The 15,126-nt window shown below is 64.7% G+C and carries 19 protein-coding genes; 3 read left to right on the top strand and 16 right to left on the bottom strand.

Going from position 1 to position 15,126, the window contains the following annotated elements:
- Positions 1-16: 16 nt before the first annotated feature.
- From QTI24_RS07360 to QTI24_RS07305, 12 genes are all read right to left on the bottom strand, one after another.
- A complete protein-coding gene (locus tag QTI24_RS07360) occupies positions 17-1,081 on the bottom strand; it encodes a MucB/RseB C-terminal domain-containing protein (RefSeq protein WP_286599418.1) in 1,065 nt (354 codons plus the stop codon).
- A 22-nt stretch (positions 1,082-1,103) separates the two neighbouring features.
- Positions 1,104-1,739: a sigma-E factor negative regulatory protein gene (locus tag QTI24_RS07355; RefSeq protein WP_286599417.1), complete on the bottom strand. Its 636-nt coding sequence runs from the start codon at positions 1,737-1,739 to the stop codon at positions 1,104-1,106.
- Between the two features lie 13 nt (positions 1,740-1,752).
- Positions 1,753-2,427, bottom strand: a complete 675-nt coding sequence (gene rpoE / locus QTI24_RS07350) for an RNA polymerase sigma factor RpoE (protein WP_286599415.1) — start codon at positions 2,425-2,427, stop codon at positions 1,753-1,755.
- A complete protein-coding gene (locus QTI24_RS07345) occupies positions 2,424-2,909 on the bottom strand; it encodes a YgfX family protein (protein ID WP_286599414.1) in 486 nt (161 codons plus the stop codon). Before QTI24_RS07345 ends, rpoE begins: the two co-directional genes overlap by 4 nt.
- Positions 2,910-2,922: 13 nt before the next feature.
- Positions 2,923-4,167: a beta-ketoacyl-ACP synthase II gene (gene fabF, locus QTI24_RS07340; RefSeq protein WP_286599413.1), complete on the bottom strand. Its 1,245-nt coding sequence runs from the start codon at positions 4,165-4,167 to the stop codon at positions 2,923-2,925.
- A 94-nt stretch (positions 4,168-4,261) separates the two neighbouring features.
- A complete protein-coding gene (gene acpP / locus QTI24_RS07335) occupies positions 4,262-4,501 on the bottom strand; it encodes an acyl carrier protein (protein ID WP_007830471.1) in 240 nt (79 codons plus the stop codon).
- A 99-nt stretch (positions 4,502-4,600) separates the two neighbouring features.
- Positions 4,601-5,344, bottom strand: a complete 744-nt coding sequence (gene fabG, locus QTI24_RS07330; protein WP_286599412.1) for a 3-oxoacyl-ACP reductase FabG — start codon at positions 5,342-5,344, stop codon at positions 4,601-4,603.
- A 24-nt stretch (positions 5,345-5,368) separates the two neighbouring features.
- Positions 5,369-6,322: an ACP S-malonyltransferase gene (fabD, locus tag QTI24_RS07325; RefSeq protein ID WP_286599411.1), complete on the bottom strand. Its 954-nt coding sequence runs from the start codon at positions 6,320-6,322 to the stop codon at positions 5,369-5,371.
- 46 nt (positions 6,323-6,368) lie between these two features.
- Positions 6,369-7,346: a beta-ketoacyl-ACP synthase III gene (locus tag QTI24_RS07320; RefSeq protein ID WP_286599409.1), complete on the bottom strand. Its 978-nt coding sequence runs from the start codon at positions 7,344-7,346 to the stop codon at positions 6,369-6,371.
- Entirely contained in the window at positions 7,346-8,398 is a 1,053-nt protein-coding gene (plsX, locus tag QTI24_RS07315) for a phosphate acyltransferase PlsX (RefSeq protein WP_286599408.1), read from the bottom strand. The genes QTI24_RS07320 and plsX overlap by 1 nt, the downstream gene beginning before the upstream one ends.
- 96 nt (positions 8,399-8,494) lie before the next feature.
- Positions 8,495-8,677, bottom strand: coding sequence for a 50S ribosomal protein L32 (gene rpmF, locus QTI24_RS07310; protein WP_028248601.1), 183 nt, complete (start codon positions 8,675-8,677; stop codon positions 8,495-8,497).
- A gap of 149 nt (positions 8,678-8,826) precedes the next feature.
- A complete protein-coding gene (locus tag QTI24_RS07305; RefSeq protein WP_286600070.1) occupies positions 8,827-9,375 on the bottom strand; it encodes a YceD family protein in 549 nt (182 codons plus the stop codon).
- A 38-nt stretch (positions 9,376-9,413) separates the two neighbouring features.
- Here QTI24_RS07305 and QTI24_RS07300 point away from each other — a divergent pair, with 38 nt between their 5' ends.
- From QTI24_RS07300 to QTI24_RS07290, 3 genes are read left to right on the top strand one after another with little or no spacing between them, the layout of a single operon-like run.
- Positions 9,414-9,995 (top strand): Maf family nucleotide pyrophosphatase, encoded by a 582-nt coding sequence (locus tag QTI24_RS07300; protein WP_286599407.1) that lies wholly within the window; start codon positions 9,414-9,416, stop codon positions 9,993-9,995.
- The gene (locus QTI24_RS07295; RefSeq protein WP_286599406.1) at positions 9,992-10,759 is read left to right on the top strand and encodes an SAM-dependent methyltransferase; all 768 of its coding nucleotides are present in this window, start codon (positions 9,992-9,994) and stop codon (positions 10,757-10,759) included. Before QTI24_RS07300 ends, QTI24_RS07295 begins: the two co-directional genes overlap by 4 nt.
- Positions 10,696-11,913 (top strand): MFS transporter, encoded by a 1,218-nt coding sequence (locus tag QTI24_RS07290; protein WP_353506084.1) that lies wholly within the window; start codon positions 10,696-10,698, stop codon positions 11,911-11,913. Before QTI24_RS07295 ends, QTI24_RS07290 begins: the two co-directional genes overlap by 64 nt.
- 1 nt (position 11,914) lies before the next feature.
- Here the strand turns inward: QTI24_RS07290 and QTI24_RS07285 are convergent, their stop codons facing one another.
- From QTI24_RS07285 to QTI24_RS07270, 4 genes are read right to left on the bottom strand one after another with little or no spacing between them, the layout of a single operon-like run.
- Positions 11,915-12,958: a S49 family peptidase gene (locus QTI24_RS07285; RefSeq protein ID WP_286599405.1), complete on the bottom strand. Its 1,044-nt coding sequence runs from the start codon at positions 12,956-12,958 to the stop codon at positions 11,915-11,917.
- 1 nt (position 12,959) lies between these two features.
- Positions 12,960-13,325, bottom strand: a complete 366-nt coding sequence (locus QTI24_RS07280; RefSeq protein ID WP_286599403.1) for a Rieske (2Fe-2S) protein — start codon at positions 13,323-13,325, stop codon at positions 12,960-12,962.
- 10 nt (positions 13,326-13,335) lie between these two features.
- Positions 13,336-14,004 carry an HAD family hydrolase gene (locus QTI24_RS07275; RefSeq protein ID WP_286599401.1) on the bottom strand — a complete coding sequence of 223 codons (669 nt, stop codon included), beginning with the start codon at positions 14,002-14,004 and terminating at the stop codon, positions 13,336-13,338.
- The gene (locus QTI24_RS07270) at positions 13,997-15,046 is read right to left on the bottom strand and encodes an RluA family pseudouridine synthase (protein ID WP_286599399.1); all 1,050 of its coding nucleotides are present in this window, start codon (positions 15,044-15,046) and stop codon (positions 13,997-13,999) included. Before QTI24_RS07270 ends, QTI24_RS07275 begins: the two co-directional genes overlap by 8 nt.
- Between the last annotated feature and the right edge of the window lie 80 nt (positions 15,047-15,126).

Here is a 15,126-nt window from a genome sequence, read left to right as displayed (position 1 = left end):
GCCTCGAGTCGCCGGCTTACCGTGCACGCGTCAGGCTCTGGGCGAACGCGTCGAGTGTTTCCGGCGGAACTTCGCCAACCGCAGTCAACCACCAATCGCCGTCCTTGTCGACCAGACGACGGGTGAGCGTGTAGGTGGCGCCGAGCGCAAGAAGGACCTCCCGCGGCTTGCGCTGCGCGTCGTAGGGCTCGACGAACAGAGAGACCGAAGCCAGCCCGTCGGAGAAAGTCCATTGCATGGTGTGGCCCCGCGCATCGCCGCCCATCGAACGTCGATAGCAGTTGATGGGTTTGAAACCCGCAACAGGTGCCTTGAGCGACCAGCCCTCGCTCTGCGCCGTCGTGCGCTCGAGTTCGGACTTCTCGACGCGGTAGCCTGCCGTGCTGCTCATCATCTGGGTCAGGGCGTGCGTCTTGATGGGTGCATCGAGTTGGAGTTCGGAGAACGCCGACTGCTCGATCACCTTGCTTTCGCCGTCGATGGTCTGCAGCTTGACGACCAGGCCCGAGCGGCGCTCGCTCCAGACACGGTAGCCGAATCGGAAGCCGTCGCGAGGCTCCACCTGCACGACGTCGGCGTCGAAGCCTGCCACGCGATCCTTGCCGATCACGCGCACCCCGTAAAGCGCGGCGATGGACGAATCGGGATTGCCCAGCAGGTTGGGAAACAGTTCGAGGTTCTCGCGCCTCTCGCTCTTGACGACCTTCGATTCGGGCAGGAAGGTCACGACCTTGTCGTTGCGACGGAACGTCGAGCGCGGTGGGCCTGACAAGGCCTCGATGCGCTCCATCTGGAGATCGCCCTCGGACACGTGCCAGATGCGGGCACTGGAGAGCGTGCCCGTCGCAGCGGAGACGACGAAGGTCCCGATGTAGCTGCGCTGGCGCGAGGCCGTATGCATGCGCTGGAGCCATTCGACCACGCTCAAGGTCGGCGCTTCGCCGCCCGCCGCATTCGATGAACTCGGAGTCTTGGGTGGCGACGAAGAAGTCCGACTCTGGGCCACAGCGGCCTGTGCCATGCACAGGGCCGCCATCAGGGTCAGAAATCCACGCACAGGAATCGGCATCGGAACAATCATTGCAACGGATGGATATGCGCGATCAGCGCGACGGCCTCTCGAACGTCGCATTTCGCAGGAAGCCCGAGGGCATCTGCGACGCACCTCCCGTTTGCTGATGCGCTTCCAGCAGTTGATCCAGGCGTGGATCGCGCAGCATGATCTGCGGACTACCGTTGCCGACCATGACACGCGTCGGCGTCAGGGCCTGGACTGGTGGCTGGGCGGCGGCCACGACCGTCGGCGCCGCCTGCTGCACCGAGGCCAACTGAGCACCGGACGCTCCGAGGCCGCCCACGCCGACCCAATTCCACCCGATGGCGGCCGCCGCAGCCAGGGACGCCGCACCGGCGACCAGCTTCCAGCGGAACACCGGCTCGTTGGCGGCCTCGACGTGCCGCCGGACCGGAGCTGCCTTGGGGAGAACAGGAATCGAGGACGGGATCATGGATTCCACTGCAAGCCGCCCCTGCAGCCGAGACAGGAAAATCGAGGTGTCGCTGCACCTCGCGTGGACGCCTGAGCGCAGTACGTCCCCGACCAGGTGATAGGTCTGCCAGGTCGCCCTCAGGTCGTCGTCGACGCCGAGCTTGTCAATCACTTGGGCGAACTCGTCGTCCTGCAAATGACCGTCGGCAAGCGCCGAGACCTGTTCGTGGACCGTGTTTGTGTTGTTCATTTCATTCACCTGCTTACCAACGCTTGCCGGACTGGTTGTCCAGCAAGGGCTTGACTCTCGCCGAAATAGCTTCGCGGGCCCGAAAAATCCGAGACCGCACCGTGCCGATCGGACAATTCATCACCTCGGCAATCTCTTCGTAACTCATACCTTCGATTTCGCGCAGCGTCACCGCCTGCCTCAACTCGGCAGGCAGCGCTTCCATCGCCGCCTCGACGGCTGCCGCAATTTCATTCGCAGCCATCACGGATTCGGGGGTCTCGTCGCTGATTGGTTCGTTTCCGGGCCGGTAAGTTTCATCCTCGTCTTCAGAAGACGAACGCAGGGCACTTTCCGAAACCGTCGGGTCGCGCTTCATGTCGACCAAAGCCTTCTTGGCCGTGTTGACGGCAATCCGGTAGAGCCAGGTGTAGAACTGGGCCTCGCCCCGAAACTGGTGAAGGGCGCGATAGGCGCGGATGAAGGTCTCCTGCGCGATGTCCTCGACCAGGTTCACGTCGCGGACCATGCGGCCGATCAGCCGCTCGATCCGGCGCTGGTACTTGATGACAAGCAGCTCGAAGGCCTTCTGGTCCCCCGCGACGGTGCGCTGGACCAGCTGAAAGTCGACCTCGCCCGGCCTCGCTCCCGCGGCGGGCTCATCGGTCAGGCCGGCGTCCGGTGGCACCGGGGGTAGCGAAGCTGTCATGAGGAGGAATGATGCACGTCGACGCCCTTCGAATCGGCCTTTTGGGCGGTCGGCTCCGGCGAAGGCGCGCGCGAATATAGCGCACGGCGCAAATCGCGCCAGCGTTCCGGCATGGCCCGCCGGTCGACCCAGACCCAGCGTCGCGCCCGCGCGGGCTCTGATAGGTGCACCAGCAGCAAGGCTTGCAGGTCGAGCACGACACTGGCCTGTGCGGTTCGAAGCGCCGCATGGCCCGAGATCGACCAATGTTGGCCGTCAAAGCTCAGATCGGCCGGGTCCGTGCATCGAAGGACGCCGGTCCATGCGGCAAGACCGGCGACAGCCGCGCTGAGCGCCAATATCCCCTGCCGCCAGTCGAACCCGGCCGCCTGGACGCAAGCGACGGTCACACCGAGGACACCAAGGGCCCAAAGACCCAGCAGAAGCCGCTCCGCATAGCGAGAACGCCCCACCGGGTAGTTCACCGATGGGGCGCTGTGCATGAGACGAAAAGATTCAAACGCGCTTGAACACCAGCGTGCCGTTGGTGCCGCCGAATCCAAAGTTGTTCTTGACCGCCACGTCGATCTTCAGATCGCGCGCCTCATTGGCGCAGTAGTCGAGATCGCACTCCGGATCCTGGTTGAAGATGTTGATCGTCGGCGGGCTCTTCTGGTGGTGCAGCGCCAGAACGGTGAACACCGATTCGATGCCGCCGGCGCCGCCAAGCAGGTGCCCGGTCATCGACTTCGTCGAATTCACGATCAGCTTCTTGGCGTGGTCGCCGAAGGCATTCTTGATCGCGTTGGTTTCGTTCAGGTCGCCCAGCGGCGTCGAGGTGCCGTGGGCATTGACGTACTGGACCTCATCGGCGTTGACGCCCGCGTTCGCCAGCGCCATGGCCATGGAACGGCGTGGGCCGTCCACGTTGGGCGCGGTCATGTGGTAGGCGTCGCCGCTCATGCCGAAGCCGGAGACTTCCGCATAGATCTTGGCGCCGCGAGCCTTAGCGTGTTCGTACTCCTCGAGCACCAGCACGCCGGCGCCCTCGCCCAGCACGAATCCGTCGCGGTCCTTGTCCCAGGGGCGGGAAGCCGTCTTGGGATCGTCGTTGCGGGTCGACAGGGCGCGAGCCGCAGCAAACCCACCCAGGCCGAGCGGCGATACCGTCGACTCCGAGCCGCCCGCAATCATCACGTCGGCATCGCCGTACTCGATCATTCGGGCGGACGTGCCGATGGCATGCAAGCCGGTGGTGCACGCGGTCACGACTGCGATGTTCGGGCCCTTGAAGCCGTACTTGATCGAGACATGCCCCGAGATCATGTTGATGATCGATGCCGGTACGAAGAAGGGCGACACGCGGCGCGGACCCCGCGCGACCAGTTCGGCGTGCGTGTCCTCGATCAAGGGCAGGCCCCCGATGCCGGAACCGATGTTGCAGCCGATGCGGACCGCATCTTCTTCTGACAGCGCGTCACCCGTGGGCAGGCCGCTGTCCTGTACCGCCTGAATCGCGGCAGCGAGCCCGAGATGGATGAAGCGGTCCATGTGGCGCGCTTCCTTCTCGGGGATGTATTCCTTGATGTCGAAACCCTTCACCTCGCCCGCGAACTTGCAGGAGAAGCCGCTCACGTCGAACTTGGTGATGGTGTCGATGCCCGAATTCCCGGCCAGCAAATTGGCCCAGGATTCGGCAACGGTGTTTCCGACAGGAGCGAGGCAACCGAGTCCGGTCACGACGACGCGGCGTTTGGTCATGCCGGCAAACCTTTCTGGGAGCACTGAGGCCGTTATACGGTATGCGCGAGCGTTGGGGCTGCGGACCGAAGGAACGGTGACTCAGCGTGGCCGATCAGGCCTTTTGATTCTTGGTGGCGTAATCGACGGCGTTCTGCACCGTCGTGATCTTCTCGGCGTCTTCGTCCGGGATCTCGATGCCGAACTCGTCTTCGAGCGCCATCACGAGTTCGACCGTGTCGAGCGAGTCCGCGCCGAGATCAGCCACGAAGGCCTTTTCGTTGGTGACTTGGGACTCTTCCACGCCGAGTTGTTCGGCAATGATTTTCTTGACACGTGCTTCGATATCGCTCATTTGGTTCCCTCTGAGGGTTGTAGGTAATCGGTGGATTTTAGCCGGCCGCATTGTGGCATTTGCCGCACGGCCGTCGGTGAAAGGTATTGCTCAGCGCACTTACATGTGCATGCCGCCGTTCACGTGCAGTTCCTGCCCCGTGACGTACGCGGCCTGGGGAGAGGCCAGGAAAGCGACCGCGTGGGCGATGTCGGCTGGTTTGCCGAGGTGGCCGAGCGGAATCTGCGCGAGCAGGGCCTGTTGTTGCGCTTCGGGGAGGCTGGCCGTCATGTCGGTTTCGATGAAACCTGGAGCCACGCAGTTGACGGTGATGCTGCGGCTGCCGAGTTCGCGCGCCAGCGCACGGGTCATGCCCGCCACGCCGGCCTTTGCAGCCGCGTAGTTGGCCTGGCCTGCATTGCCGGAGGCGCCCACCACACTGGTGATGCTGATGATGCGGCCGTAGCGCTGCTTCATCATCGGACGGATGACCGCTCGCGAGAGACGGAAAACCGCTTTCAGGTTGGTGTCCAGCACCGCGTCCCAGTCAGCGTCCTTGAGGCGCATCGCCAGGGTGTCGCGGGTGATGCCGGCGTTGTTGACCAGCACGTGGACGGCGCCGTAGACCTTGACGATCTCATCGATCAGCGCCTCGACCGCTGCGCCGTCATTGACGTCCAGCGCACAGCCGCGGCCATCGTAGGCACTCAGGGCGGACGTGATCTTCGCGGCCCCTTCTTCCGTGGTGCCGGTGCCAATGACCTTGAGGCCGCGTTGGGCCAGTTCCAGCGCAATGGCGGCGCCGATTCCGCGGGACGCGCCAGTGACCAGCGCAACCTGGCCTTCGAATTTGGGAGTACTCATGAAAGTGACCTCGAGGCTCAATGCTCAGGCAGTGAGCAGTTTTCTGGTTTCGGCAAGGGTTGCCGGGTCGTAGACTGAAGCCGCACCAAGCTCCGGCGCGATGCGCTTGGCCATGCCGGCCAGGACCTTGCCCGGGCCGCATTCGACGACGGCGGAGACCTCACGCGCTTTCAGTGCCTGCACGGTTTCGACCCAACGGACCGGACCCGCAGCCTGGCGCACCAGGGCATCGCGAATCCGATCGGGATCGGTTTCGATGGTCACGTCGATGTTGTTGATGACGGGAATCTCGGGCGCTGCCAGGCTGACCGACGCCAGACGCTCCCGCAGCGCCTCGGCCGCCGGCTTCATCAGGCTCGAATGGAAGGGGGCCGACACCGGCAAGGGAAGCGCGCGCTTGGCGCCATTGGCCTTCAACACTTCACAGGCCTTGTCGACGGCAGCCTTGCTTCCGGCGATCACCGTCTGCATCGGATCGTTGAAGTTCACCGCCTCCACGACCTCGGCGCTTCCAGGGCCGAATCCAGCCGTCACTTCGGCGCAGCCGGCCTTCACCTTGTCCGCATCCATGCCCAGAATGGCCGCCATGGCGCCCACTCCGACCGGCACGGCCTGCTGCATCGCCTGGGCGCGAAAACGCACCAGTGGCGCCGCTTGAGCCAGCGTCAGGACTCCGGAAGCCACCAGCGCGGAATACTCGCCGAGCGAATGACCCGCGACGACCGACGGCTTGTCTCCACCTTCGGCCAACCAGGCGCGCCAGGCGGCAACGCCAGCAATGAGCATCACGGGTTGCGTGTTGGTCGTCAGGGCCAGGACCTCCTTGGGACCCTCATGAATCAGGCGGGCGACATCTTCGTCCAGGGCGTCGGATGCCTCGCGCAGCGTTTCAAGCACTACGGGGTGATCGCCCCAAGCGTCGAGCATGCCGACGGCCTGCGAGCCCTGACCCGGAAAGACGAAAGCGAAGGACTTCATTGTTGTGTCTCCAATCGCGCCGCTGCCACTTGGGCAACGCACTGTATTAGTAGTTGAGCAGGACCGCGCCCCAGGTGAAGCCGCCACCAACGCCTTCGAGCATCAGCGTGTCGCCCTTCTTCACCTTGCCCGAGCGAACTGCGTTGTCCAACGCCAGCGGAATCGAGGCTGCCGAAGTGTTGCCGTGTTCGTCGACGGTCACGATCAGCTTCTCGCGTGCCAGCTTCAGCTTCTTCGCCGTGCCTTCCATGATCCGGATGTTGGCTTGATGGGGGATCAGCCAGTCGATGTCCGCTTCTGTCTTACCCGCCTTTTGCAGCGTGGTACGCGCGGCTTCCTCGAGGACTCGCACGGCCAGCTTGAACACGGCTTGCCCATCCATGTGGAGCAAGGGCGTGCCGAGCACAGAGCCGCCGGACACGTGGCCGGGCACGCAGAGAATGCCGACGTGCTTGCCATCGGCGTGCAAGTCGCTCGCCAGAATGCCGGGCTCTTCGCTGGCTTCGAGGACCACTGCCCCGGCGCCGTCGCCGAACAGCACACAGGTGGTGCGGTCGTTGAAGTCGAGGATGCGGGAAAACACCTCGGTGCCCACGACCAACGCGCACTTGGCACTGCCCGTGCGGATCATCGCGTCCGCCACCGTCAGTGCATACACGAAGCCGCTGCAGACTGCCTGCACGTCGAACGCCGGGCACCCTGCAATCCCCAGCTTGTTCTGGAGGATGGCAGCCGACGAGGGAAACACCATGTCGGGCGTCGAGGTCGCGACGATGATCAGATCGATGTCGCTCGTGCTTCGGCCCGCAGCTTCCAGCGCCTGCTTGGCGGCTTCCAGTCCGAGGTCGCTGCTCGCGACGTCGGGTGCCGCGAAATGTCGGGCGCGGATGCCGGTGCGCTCGATGATCCACTGATCCGAGGTTTCGATGCCGCGTGCGGCCAAGTCCCGGGTGAGGTCGTCATTGGTCACACGGCGCGGGGGCAGATAGCTGCCGGTGCCTGTGATTCGAGAAAAAGGAGTCATCAAACGTGGAGCGCCGCCGCGTCAGCCGGCGCCGCCGATTCTTGCCGCGCGAGCAGGGGCGCGGCGTGGGCGATGCGGGCCCGCACGCGATCGAGCAGGTTGTTGCGAGCGGCATCATAAGCGCGATCCAGCGCGTGGCCGAAGGCCACTTCGTCCGCGGAGCCGTGGCTCTTGAACACAAGACCACGAAGCCCCAAAAGAGCCGCACCGTTGTACCGCCGATGATCCAGCCTCCGCTTAAGCGCTTTTAGGACCGGATAGGAAACGATTGCAGCAAATTTGCTGAAGATACCGTTCGAGTATTCGATTCGCAAGAAGTCAACGATCATGGAGGCGACGCCCTCGGTCGCCTTTAACGTGACATTGCCAACGAAGCCGTCACAAACAACGATATCTGTCGTTCCCTTGAAAATGTCGTTGCCTTCCACGTTGCCGTAGAAATTCAAATCTTGGGAACTCGCCGCTTTTCGCAGCAGTTGGCTGGCCTTCTTGATGGTTTCGCTGCCCTTGATGGCTTCTTCGCCAACATTGAGCAAGCCCACCGTTGGGGACTCGTTCCCCGTCAAGGCAGACACTAGCGCGGAGCCGAGAACGGCAAACTGCAGCAGGTCTTCGGCATCGCAATCGACGTTGGCGCCCAGATCGAGCACTGTCGTCGCCCCACCCTTGCTGTTGGGCAATTGAGGCGCGATGGCCGGCCGATCGATTCCGTCCAGCGTTTTCAACAAGTAGCGCGCGATGGCCATCAGTGCGCCGGTATTTCCGGCCGAGATCGCGGCTTGGGCGGCGCCGTCCTTGACCTGCTGAATGGCGACTCGCATGGACGAGTCCTTCTTCTTGCGCAGCGCCACCTCGATGGGATCGTCCATCCCGACCACTTCGCTGGCCGCGATGACCGTGGCTCGAGGATGCGCGAAGCCAGCCAATGCCGCCGGCGCACCGACGAGAAGCAACGACGCTTCGGCGTGGCGCTCGAGAAATGCGCGGCAGGCCGCAAGCGTGACGCGCGGCCCATGGTCGCCGCCCATGCAATCAACGGCCAGCGTGATCACAGACGGCGCAGGAGAGATTTCGGAAGGCGTGACCATCAAAACAAAGGCCCGACGCTACGGCAAAAGTAGCTTCGGGCCCTGGCCTTGAAACGAAGATCAGGCTTCAGACTTGGTCTTGAGCACCTTGCGGCCGCGATAGAAGCCGTTCGGGCTGATGTGGTGACGCAGATGCGTTTCGCCGGTGGTGGGCTCGACGGCAATGCCGGGCACGCCCAGGGCGTTGTGCGAACGATGCATGCCGCGCTTCGACGGCGACTTCTTGTTTTGCTGGACGGCCATGCTGGCTCCTGGAAGTATTCGGTTGGGTGGGTGTGCATGCGGGGCGGCGGTAACGCTTGCAAAGCTTGTAATGCGTTATCGGCGGCGCGCGCGAAGCCCATGATTATAGCCCAGGACGGCATCGAACACCAGAGCGGGGTATCGGCGACCTATTTGGGCTTGTCCGAACGCAAGTTGCCGAGCACGGCAAAAGGGTTCGGGCGAGCGGCTTCCGCAGCCTCGAAGTCGGGGTCCACGGCAGAAAGCTTCATCGGCTCCGGACAGACTTCATGTCGCGGCGTGACGGGGATGTCCATCAGCAACTCGTCCTCGATCAGGGCATGGAGATCGAATTCGCGGCTCGCCACCAGGACGTCTTCCTCGGCCTCTTCGTCCTCGGCCGCGGCGGTGGCCTCGTCGGCGGCAAAGCGGAACCAGCGGTCGACAGCCAGATCCACATCGACGGGCGTTAGGCAACGCTGGCAGATCAGGGGAACCTTGGCGTCCGCCGTCAGGTGCAACCAGGAAATTGGGGAGCCGGCAGCACCGCTGCGGCGCTGGCCAACGGCCGTCCATTCGACGGTCAGGTCCGCGGCCGGCGAGGCCAATTCCGCACTCAGGCGCTCGTACGACTGAAGCGGATCGATTCCGGAAATGGGGGCTGCGGCTTCGGCAAAGCCGTTCACGTCGAGCCGCCGAGGGGCAAATTCTCTGGTCATTCGCATCAGTCTAAACCGCTCACGCACAATCGTGGCCCATGCAACGCAATGTCATCCTTGCTTCGACCTCGCGCTACCGCCGCGAGCTTCTTGGGCGCCTGCGCCTTCCCTTCGATGTCCAATCGCCGGAAGTCGACGAGACGCCGCTCCCTGGCGAAACGCCCCGCGCACTGGCTGAACGCCTCGCGCTGGAGAAGGCGAACGCGATCGCCCGCCGCTTTCCCGATGCGGTCGTGATCGGCTCCGACCAGGTCGCCGACCTTGCCGGCGAGCCCCTGGGCAAGCCCGGCGACCATGCGCGCGCCACCGCCCAACTGCGGCGCATGCGCGGCCAGACACTCATCTTTCAGACGGCCGTCGCCGTTGTCTGCCAGGCCACGGGCTTCGTCCAGCGCGACCTGGCGCCGGTACGCGTGGTCTTTCGGGACTTGAGCGATGCGGCGATCGAGGCCTATCTGAATGCAGAACAGCCGTATGACTGCGCCGGCAGCGCCAAGAGCGAAGCCCTCGGCATCGCCCTGCTCGACGCCATCGACAGCGACGACCCGACCGCCCTGGTGGGCCTGCCATTGATTCGCACCGCGAAGATGCTGCGTGCGGCGGGAGTCGACCTGCTGTGAATACGCCGAGCCGCGGAAAGCTCTACCTCGTCCCCGCCCCGCTCGATTTCGGGTGCGACGAGCAGGCGCCGCTCCAGGACGCTTTGCCGCTCGGCACGCTGCAGGCAGCCGCACGAATCACGCACTGGATCTGCGAGAACGCCAAGTCTGCACGCGCCTATCTCAAACGCATCGACTCCGTCGTACCGCTCGCGGCCCCGCTGCAGGCCCAGCAGATCCAGGAACTGCCGCGCGAAGTGCACAAGAAGGGTGATCACGCGGGACAGTTCGATGCGCGTCCACTCCTCGCTGCCGCGCTGGAAGGCCACGATGTCGGGCTGCTCAGCGAAGCTGGCATGCCGGCCGTCGCGGACCCCGGGTCGTCGGTTGCCAAGGCAGCGCATGAAATGGGCATCACCGTGGTCCCGCTGACGGGGCCTGTGTCGCTCCTGCTGGCGCTGGCGGCAAGCGGCCTCAACGGCCAGAACTTCGCATTCGTCGGCTATCTGCCGCAGGATGCCGACGCGCGTGTGCAGCGCATCCGCGAACTCGAGGCCCTGGCACTCAAGACCGGCCAGACCCAACTTTTCATCGAAACACCCTACCGCAACACAGCCTTGCTGCAGGCGCTTACCCAGACGTTGCAGCACAACACGCGTCTCGCGGTAGCCCGAGGGCTCACGCTGGCGTCCTCCCAGGTACGAAGCGAAACCGTGAAGGCATGGCGGGCCAAGCCATCACCGGCCGACGAACGGGCGCCTGCCGTATTCGCCATCGGCCGCTAGCGCTGTCCAACCTGATGATGGATTTCCCCGCACGCATGCGCTGGGCCTCGCGCACGCAGTTCTTCGGCTCCGGCTTCGTTTTCGCGACATGGGGGGTGCACATCCCTACGGTGAAAGCCCACTACGGCGTCAACGAAGCCGAACTCGGCCTCGCCATGCTCGCGGCGGGCGTTGGCGCCCTGCTGGGCCTGACGCAGGCCAGCCGCTGGATCGGCCGTCACGGCGCCCGATCCATGGCTGGCGTTTGCGGCACCGTCTACGCCTTGCTCCTTGCCGGCCTGCTGGTCATGCCGGCCTACGCGGCCTTGCTTGGCTTGCTCGTCGTGTTCGGCATCGTGACGAGCGTCTTCGATGTGGCAATCAACACGGAAGCCGCGCAACTCGAACTCCGCGGCGGCAGGCCCTTGATGAGCGGCATGCACGGCATGTTCAGCCTGGGTGGGATGGTCGGGGCCATGACCGGCGGCGCGGCCATTGCGGCGGGAATGGCACCGCAACACCACTTGATGCTGGTTGCCGCCGTGATGGCGATTGCGATTGCCGTGTCCGCGCGCTGGATGCTGCCCAAGAAATCGACGGCGTTTGCCAGTGATGGTCATGGCTTCCGAATGCCGCGAGGCACCCTGGCCGTCCTCGGCCTGCTGGCTGCGTTGGGACTGATTGCAGAGGGCGCCATCTACGACTGGAGCGTGCTCTATCTCAACCAGGAACTGGGCAGCCCCCAGCAGCAGGCGGCCCTGGCTTACGCCAGTTTCTCGGCCGCGATGGCGATGGCGCGCTTCGGCGGCGATGCGATGCGGGCGCGCTTCGCACCGGCCGTGCTGCTTCGTGGCAGCGCATTGCTGGCAGCGGCGTCCATGACCCTGGTGCTGATCACCAACCTACCCTGGCTGGCATTGGCCGGTTTTGCGGGCGTGGGCGTCGGATTCGCCAACGTGGTGCCCATCCTCTTCGCGGCGTCCGCGCGCGTGCCCGGTGTCGAGCCGGCGCGCGGCATCGCGGCAGTATCGGCGGCGGCATATCTGGGCTTCATGGCGGGTCCGCCGGTGATCGGCTTCCTGGCCCAGGTCAGCTCACTGACCGTGGCGCTCTACGTGGTGGTGGCGTTTGCTGCAGCCCTAGCCGCGTCGGCTCGCTACGCCGACGTCCCCTGAATCAACGCAGCGCGGGCGCCGTGCGCATCGCGCGGACGGAGGCGTCGCCCAATGCGGCGCCGAATTTCTTGGCGAGCTTCTCGGCCACGTTGTCGCGGCGCGTGTAGTCGATGACTTCCTCGGCCTTGATCACTTCGCGCGCAACGAAGTCGACGTTGCCGAGTTGGTCCGCCAGACCCAGCTCGACCGCCTGCTGGCCGCTCCAGAAAAGGCCACTGAAGAGGCCGGGCGTGCCGGCCTTCAGCCGGTCGCCGCGCCCGGTCTTGACCACGTCGATGAACTGCGTATGGATCTGATCGAGCATCTGCTGCGCGTGGGCGCGCTGGGCATCGCTCATCGGGCTGAACGGATCCAGGAATCCCTTGTTCTCGCCGGCCGTCAGGAGCCGGCGCTCCACGCCGACCTTGTCCATGAGGCCCGTGAATCCGAAACCGTCCATCAGCACGCCGATGCTTCCGACGATGCTCGCCTTGTCGACGAAGACCTTGTCGGTGGCAGCGGCGATGTAATACGCGGCCGACGCGCAGGTCTCCTCGACCACCGCGTAGACGGGCTTGTTGTACTTGGCCCGCAGGCGCTTGATCTCGTCGTTGATGATGCCGGCCTGCACAGGACTGCCGCCCGGCGAGTTGATGAGCAGCACGACGCCCTTGGCGCCTTCGTCCTCGAAAGCGGTCTTCATGGCCGCGACTACGAACTCGGCGCTGGCGTCCGCGCCGCTGGCGATTTCGCCCTTGATCTCGATCACGGCGGTGTGGGCAGTCGCCTTGGCCGTCGCCGGCGTTCCGCGCGACAAGGCGAACCACGCCAGGAAAATGAAGAAGGCAAGCCAACTCAGCCGCACGAAGGTTTTCCAGCGGCGCGTGGCCCTCTGTTCGCGCAGTGAGGCGAAGGCCAGTTTTTCCAGCGTTGCGCGCTCCCAGCCGGACTGCAGCGTCGGGTCGTTCTTGGACATGCTTCTTGGTCCGCCTTGCGCGGAAGGAATGGGCGCGGCGCGCTCGAAGGGCTCGAAACCTTCGGGCTCCGTGCGGTTGGAATCGGTCATCTCAGAAAGCGAGGGGTTGGAGGTTCCAGGCAGTATGCCAGTGCACCACGCCGTCACGTTCGCTGAGAGCGATCTTCACCAGCCCTCCGCGGCACGGCCCGCCAGCGCACTCGCCGGTGTCCGGCCTGTAGACAGCGCCATGGGTGGCGCACAGGAGCCATTGGCCGCTGTCATCGAAGAAGCGATCGGGCTGGAAGTCCAGTTCCATCGCCACGTGGCTGCAACGGTTGAGGTAGGCATGCGCCACCCCCTCGAAGCGAACCGCAAACGCCCGGCAAGTCTCACCACCATGCAGGACGTCGAATGGCACGGCTCGGCCGCCTTCGACCAGATCGGAGGCATTGCAGAGAGGAATGCATTCGCTCATGGACGGATTTTCATGCGTTCGCCAGAAGCCACTCCGCCAATCCGGAAACCGAATGCGCCACGTGCAGCGGCGCCAACGCGTCGAAGGTGTCGGGTTCATGCGCGCCGTAGGACACGCCCACGCTCGCGCAGCCGGCGTTGATCGCGAGTTGCAGATCGTGCGTCGTGTCGCCGATCATCAGGGTTCGATCGGCTGGCACGTCGAGTTCGTCCATCAGCTCAAGCAACATGCGCGGGTGCGGCTTGCCGAATGTTTCGTCGGCCGTGCGGGAGGCGGCGAAGCACTCTCGCAGGGCGACGGTGGCCAGCGCTTCGTTCAGGCCGCGGCGCGACTTGCCGGTGGCCACCGCCAGCTTGTGGCCGCGCTCCCGAAGCGCATCGAGCATCGGCAGGACGCCATCGAACAGCACGACGTCATCCTGGTGCTGGAGATAGTGGTAGCGGTAGCGCGCACCGAGTTCGGCGTACTTTTCCCTGGGCACGTCGGGCGCGGCGCGGGCGAGCGCCTCGGCCAGGCCGAGGCCTATGACCCACGCGGCGTCGCTCTCGCTGGGCTTGGCTCCGCCGACGTCGACCACGGCGGCCTGGATGCAGCGCACGATGAGGCGCGTGGAGTCGTACAGGGTCCCGTCCCAATCGAAGGCGATCAGATCGAAACGGCGGGGACGGATATCAGTCATGGGGCGTTGTCGAAGGATGGGCCGCGAGCGCGTCGAGCGCGATGGGGGGCATCAAGGCATGCAGTTCCGGCGGCAGGTCTGCCTGAAGTGCCATGCGCTCTCCGCTCGCAGGATGGGTGAACTGCAGGCGCCAGGCGTGCAGGAACATGCGTTTGAGGCCGACTTTCTGGAGCGCACGGTTGCGCTCGAAGTCGCCGTACTTGTCGTCACCGGCGATCGCATGGCCGGCCGACGCCAGGTGCACGCGAATCTGATGCGTACGGCCGGTCTTGATGGTGACCGCCAGAAGCGAGAAGGAAGCAGCATCGCCGGGCAGGGCGAATCGCGCCAAAACCTTGACCAGTGTGACGGCGCGCATCGCATCGGGATGGTCCTTGGCGACGACGCGCACCCGCCGCTCCCCCTCTGCCGAGCCCGCTTGGCTGGGCAACAGGTATTTGGCAAGCGGCGCGTCGAGCACCTTCTTGTTGGCGGGCCAGTTGCCTTCGACCAGCGCCAGATAGGTCTTGCCCGTCTCCCGCTCGCGAAACTGATCCTGCAATGCGGTCAGCGCGCTGCGCTTCCTGGCGACCAGCAGGATGCCCGAGGTCTCGCGATCCAGGCGATGCACGAGTTCCAGGAAGCGGGCCGCGGGCCGTGCCGTTCGAAGTTGCTCGATCACTCCGAAGCTCACTCCGCTCCCGCCATGGACTGCGACGCCGGCCGGCTTGTTGACGGCAAGCAGCGCGTCGTCCTCATACAACAAGGGAAACTCCCGGCCCGGCGCGGGTGGGGTCGCGCCCTCTTCCGACCGGGCCGCCACCCGCACCGGAGGCAGCCGCAACACATCGCCCTCGGCGAGACGCGTCTCCGCCTGGGCGCGCCCCTTGTTGATGCGCACCTCTCCCGAGCGAATGATTCGGTAGACGTGGGTCTTGGGCACACCCTTGAGGTGCCGAAACAGGAAATTGTCCAGTCGTTGGCCGGCAGATTCCCCGTCGACTGTCAGAAAGCGAACTTCTGCCGCCGCGGGGCTTGGCTTCGCACCTATAATGTTTTTCACCAGCGCGGTCTTGTAAGTGCTTGATTAATCAGAAGTTTAGAGCACCACGGGAAGCGCTGTGAGGTCGATGCCGCTTTGAT

It is taken from the genome of Variovorax sp. J22P240 (assembly GCF_030316855.1).
Classification (GTDB): Bacteria; Pseudomonadota; Gammaproteobacteria; order Burkholderiales; family Burkholderiaceae_C; genus Variovorax.
The sequence above is the reverse complement of the archived record's forward strand: the minus strand, read 5'-3'. Positions and strand labels throughout refer to the sequence as shown.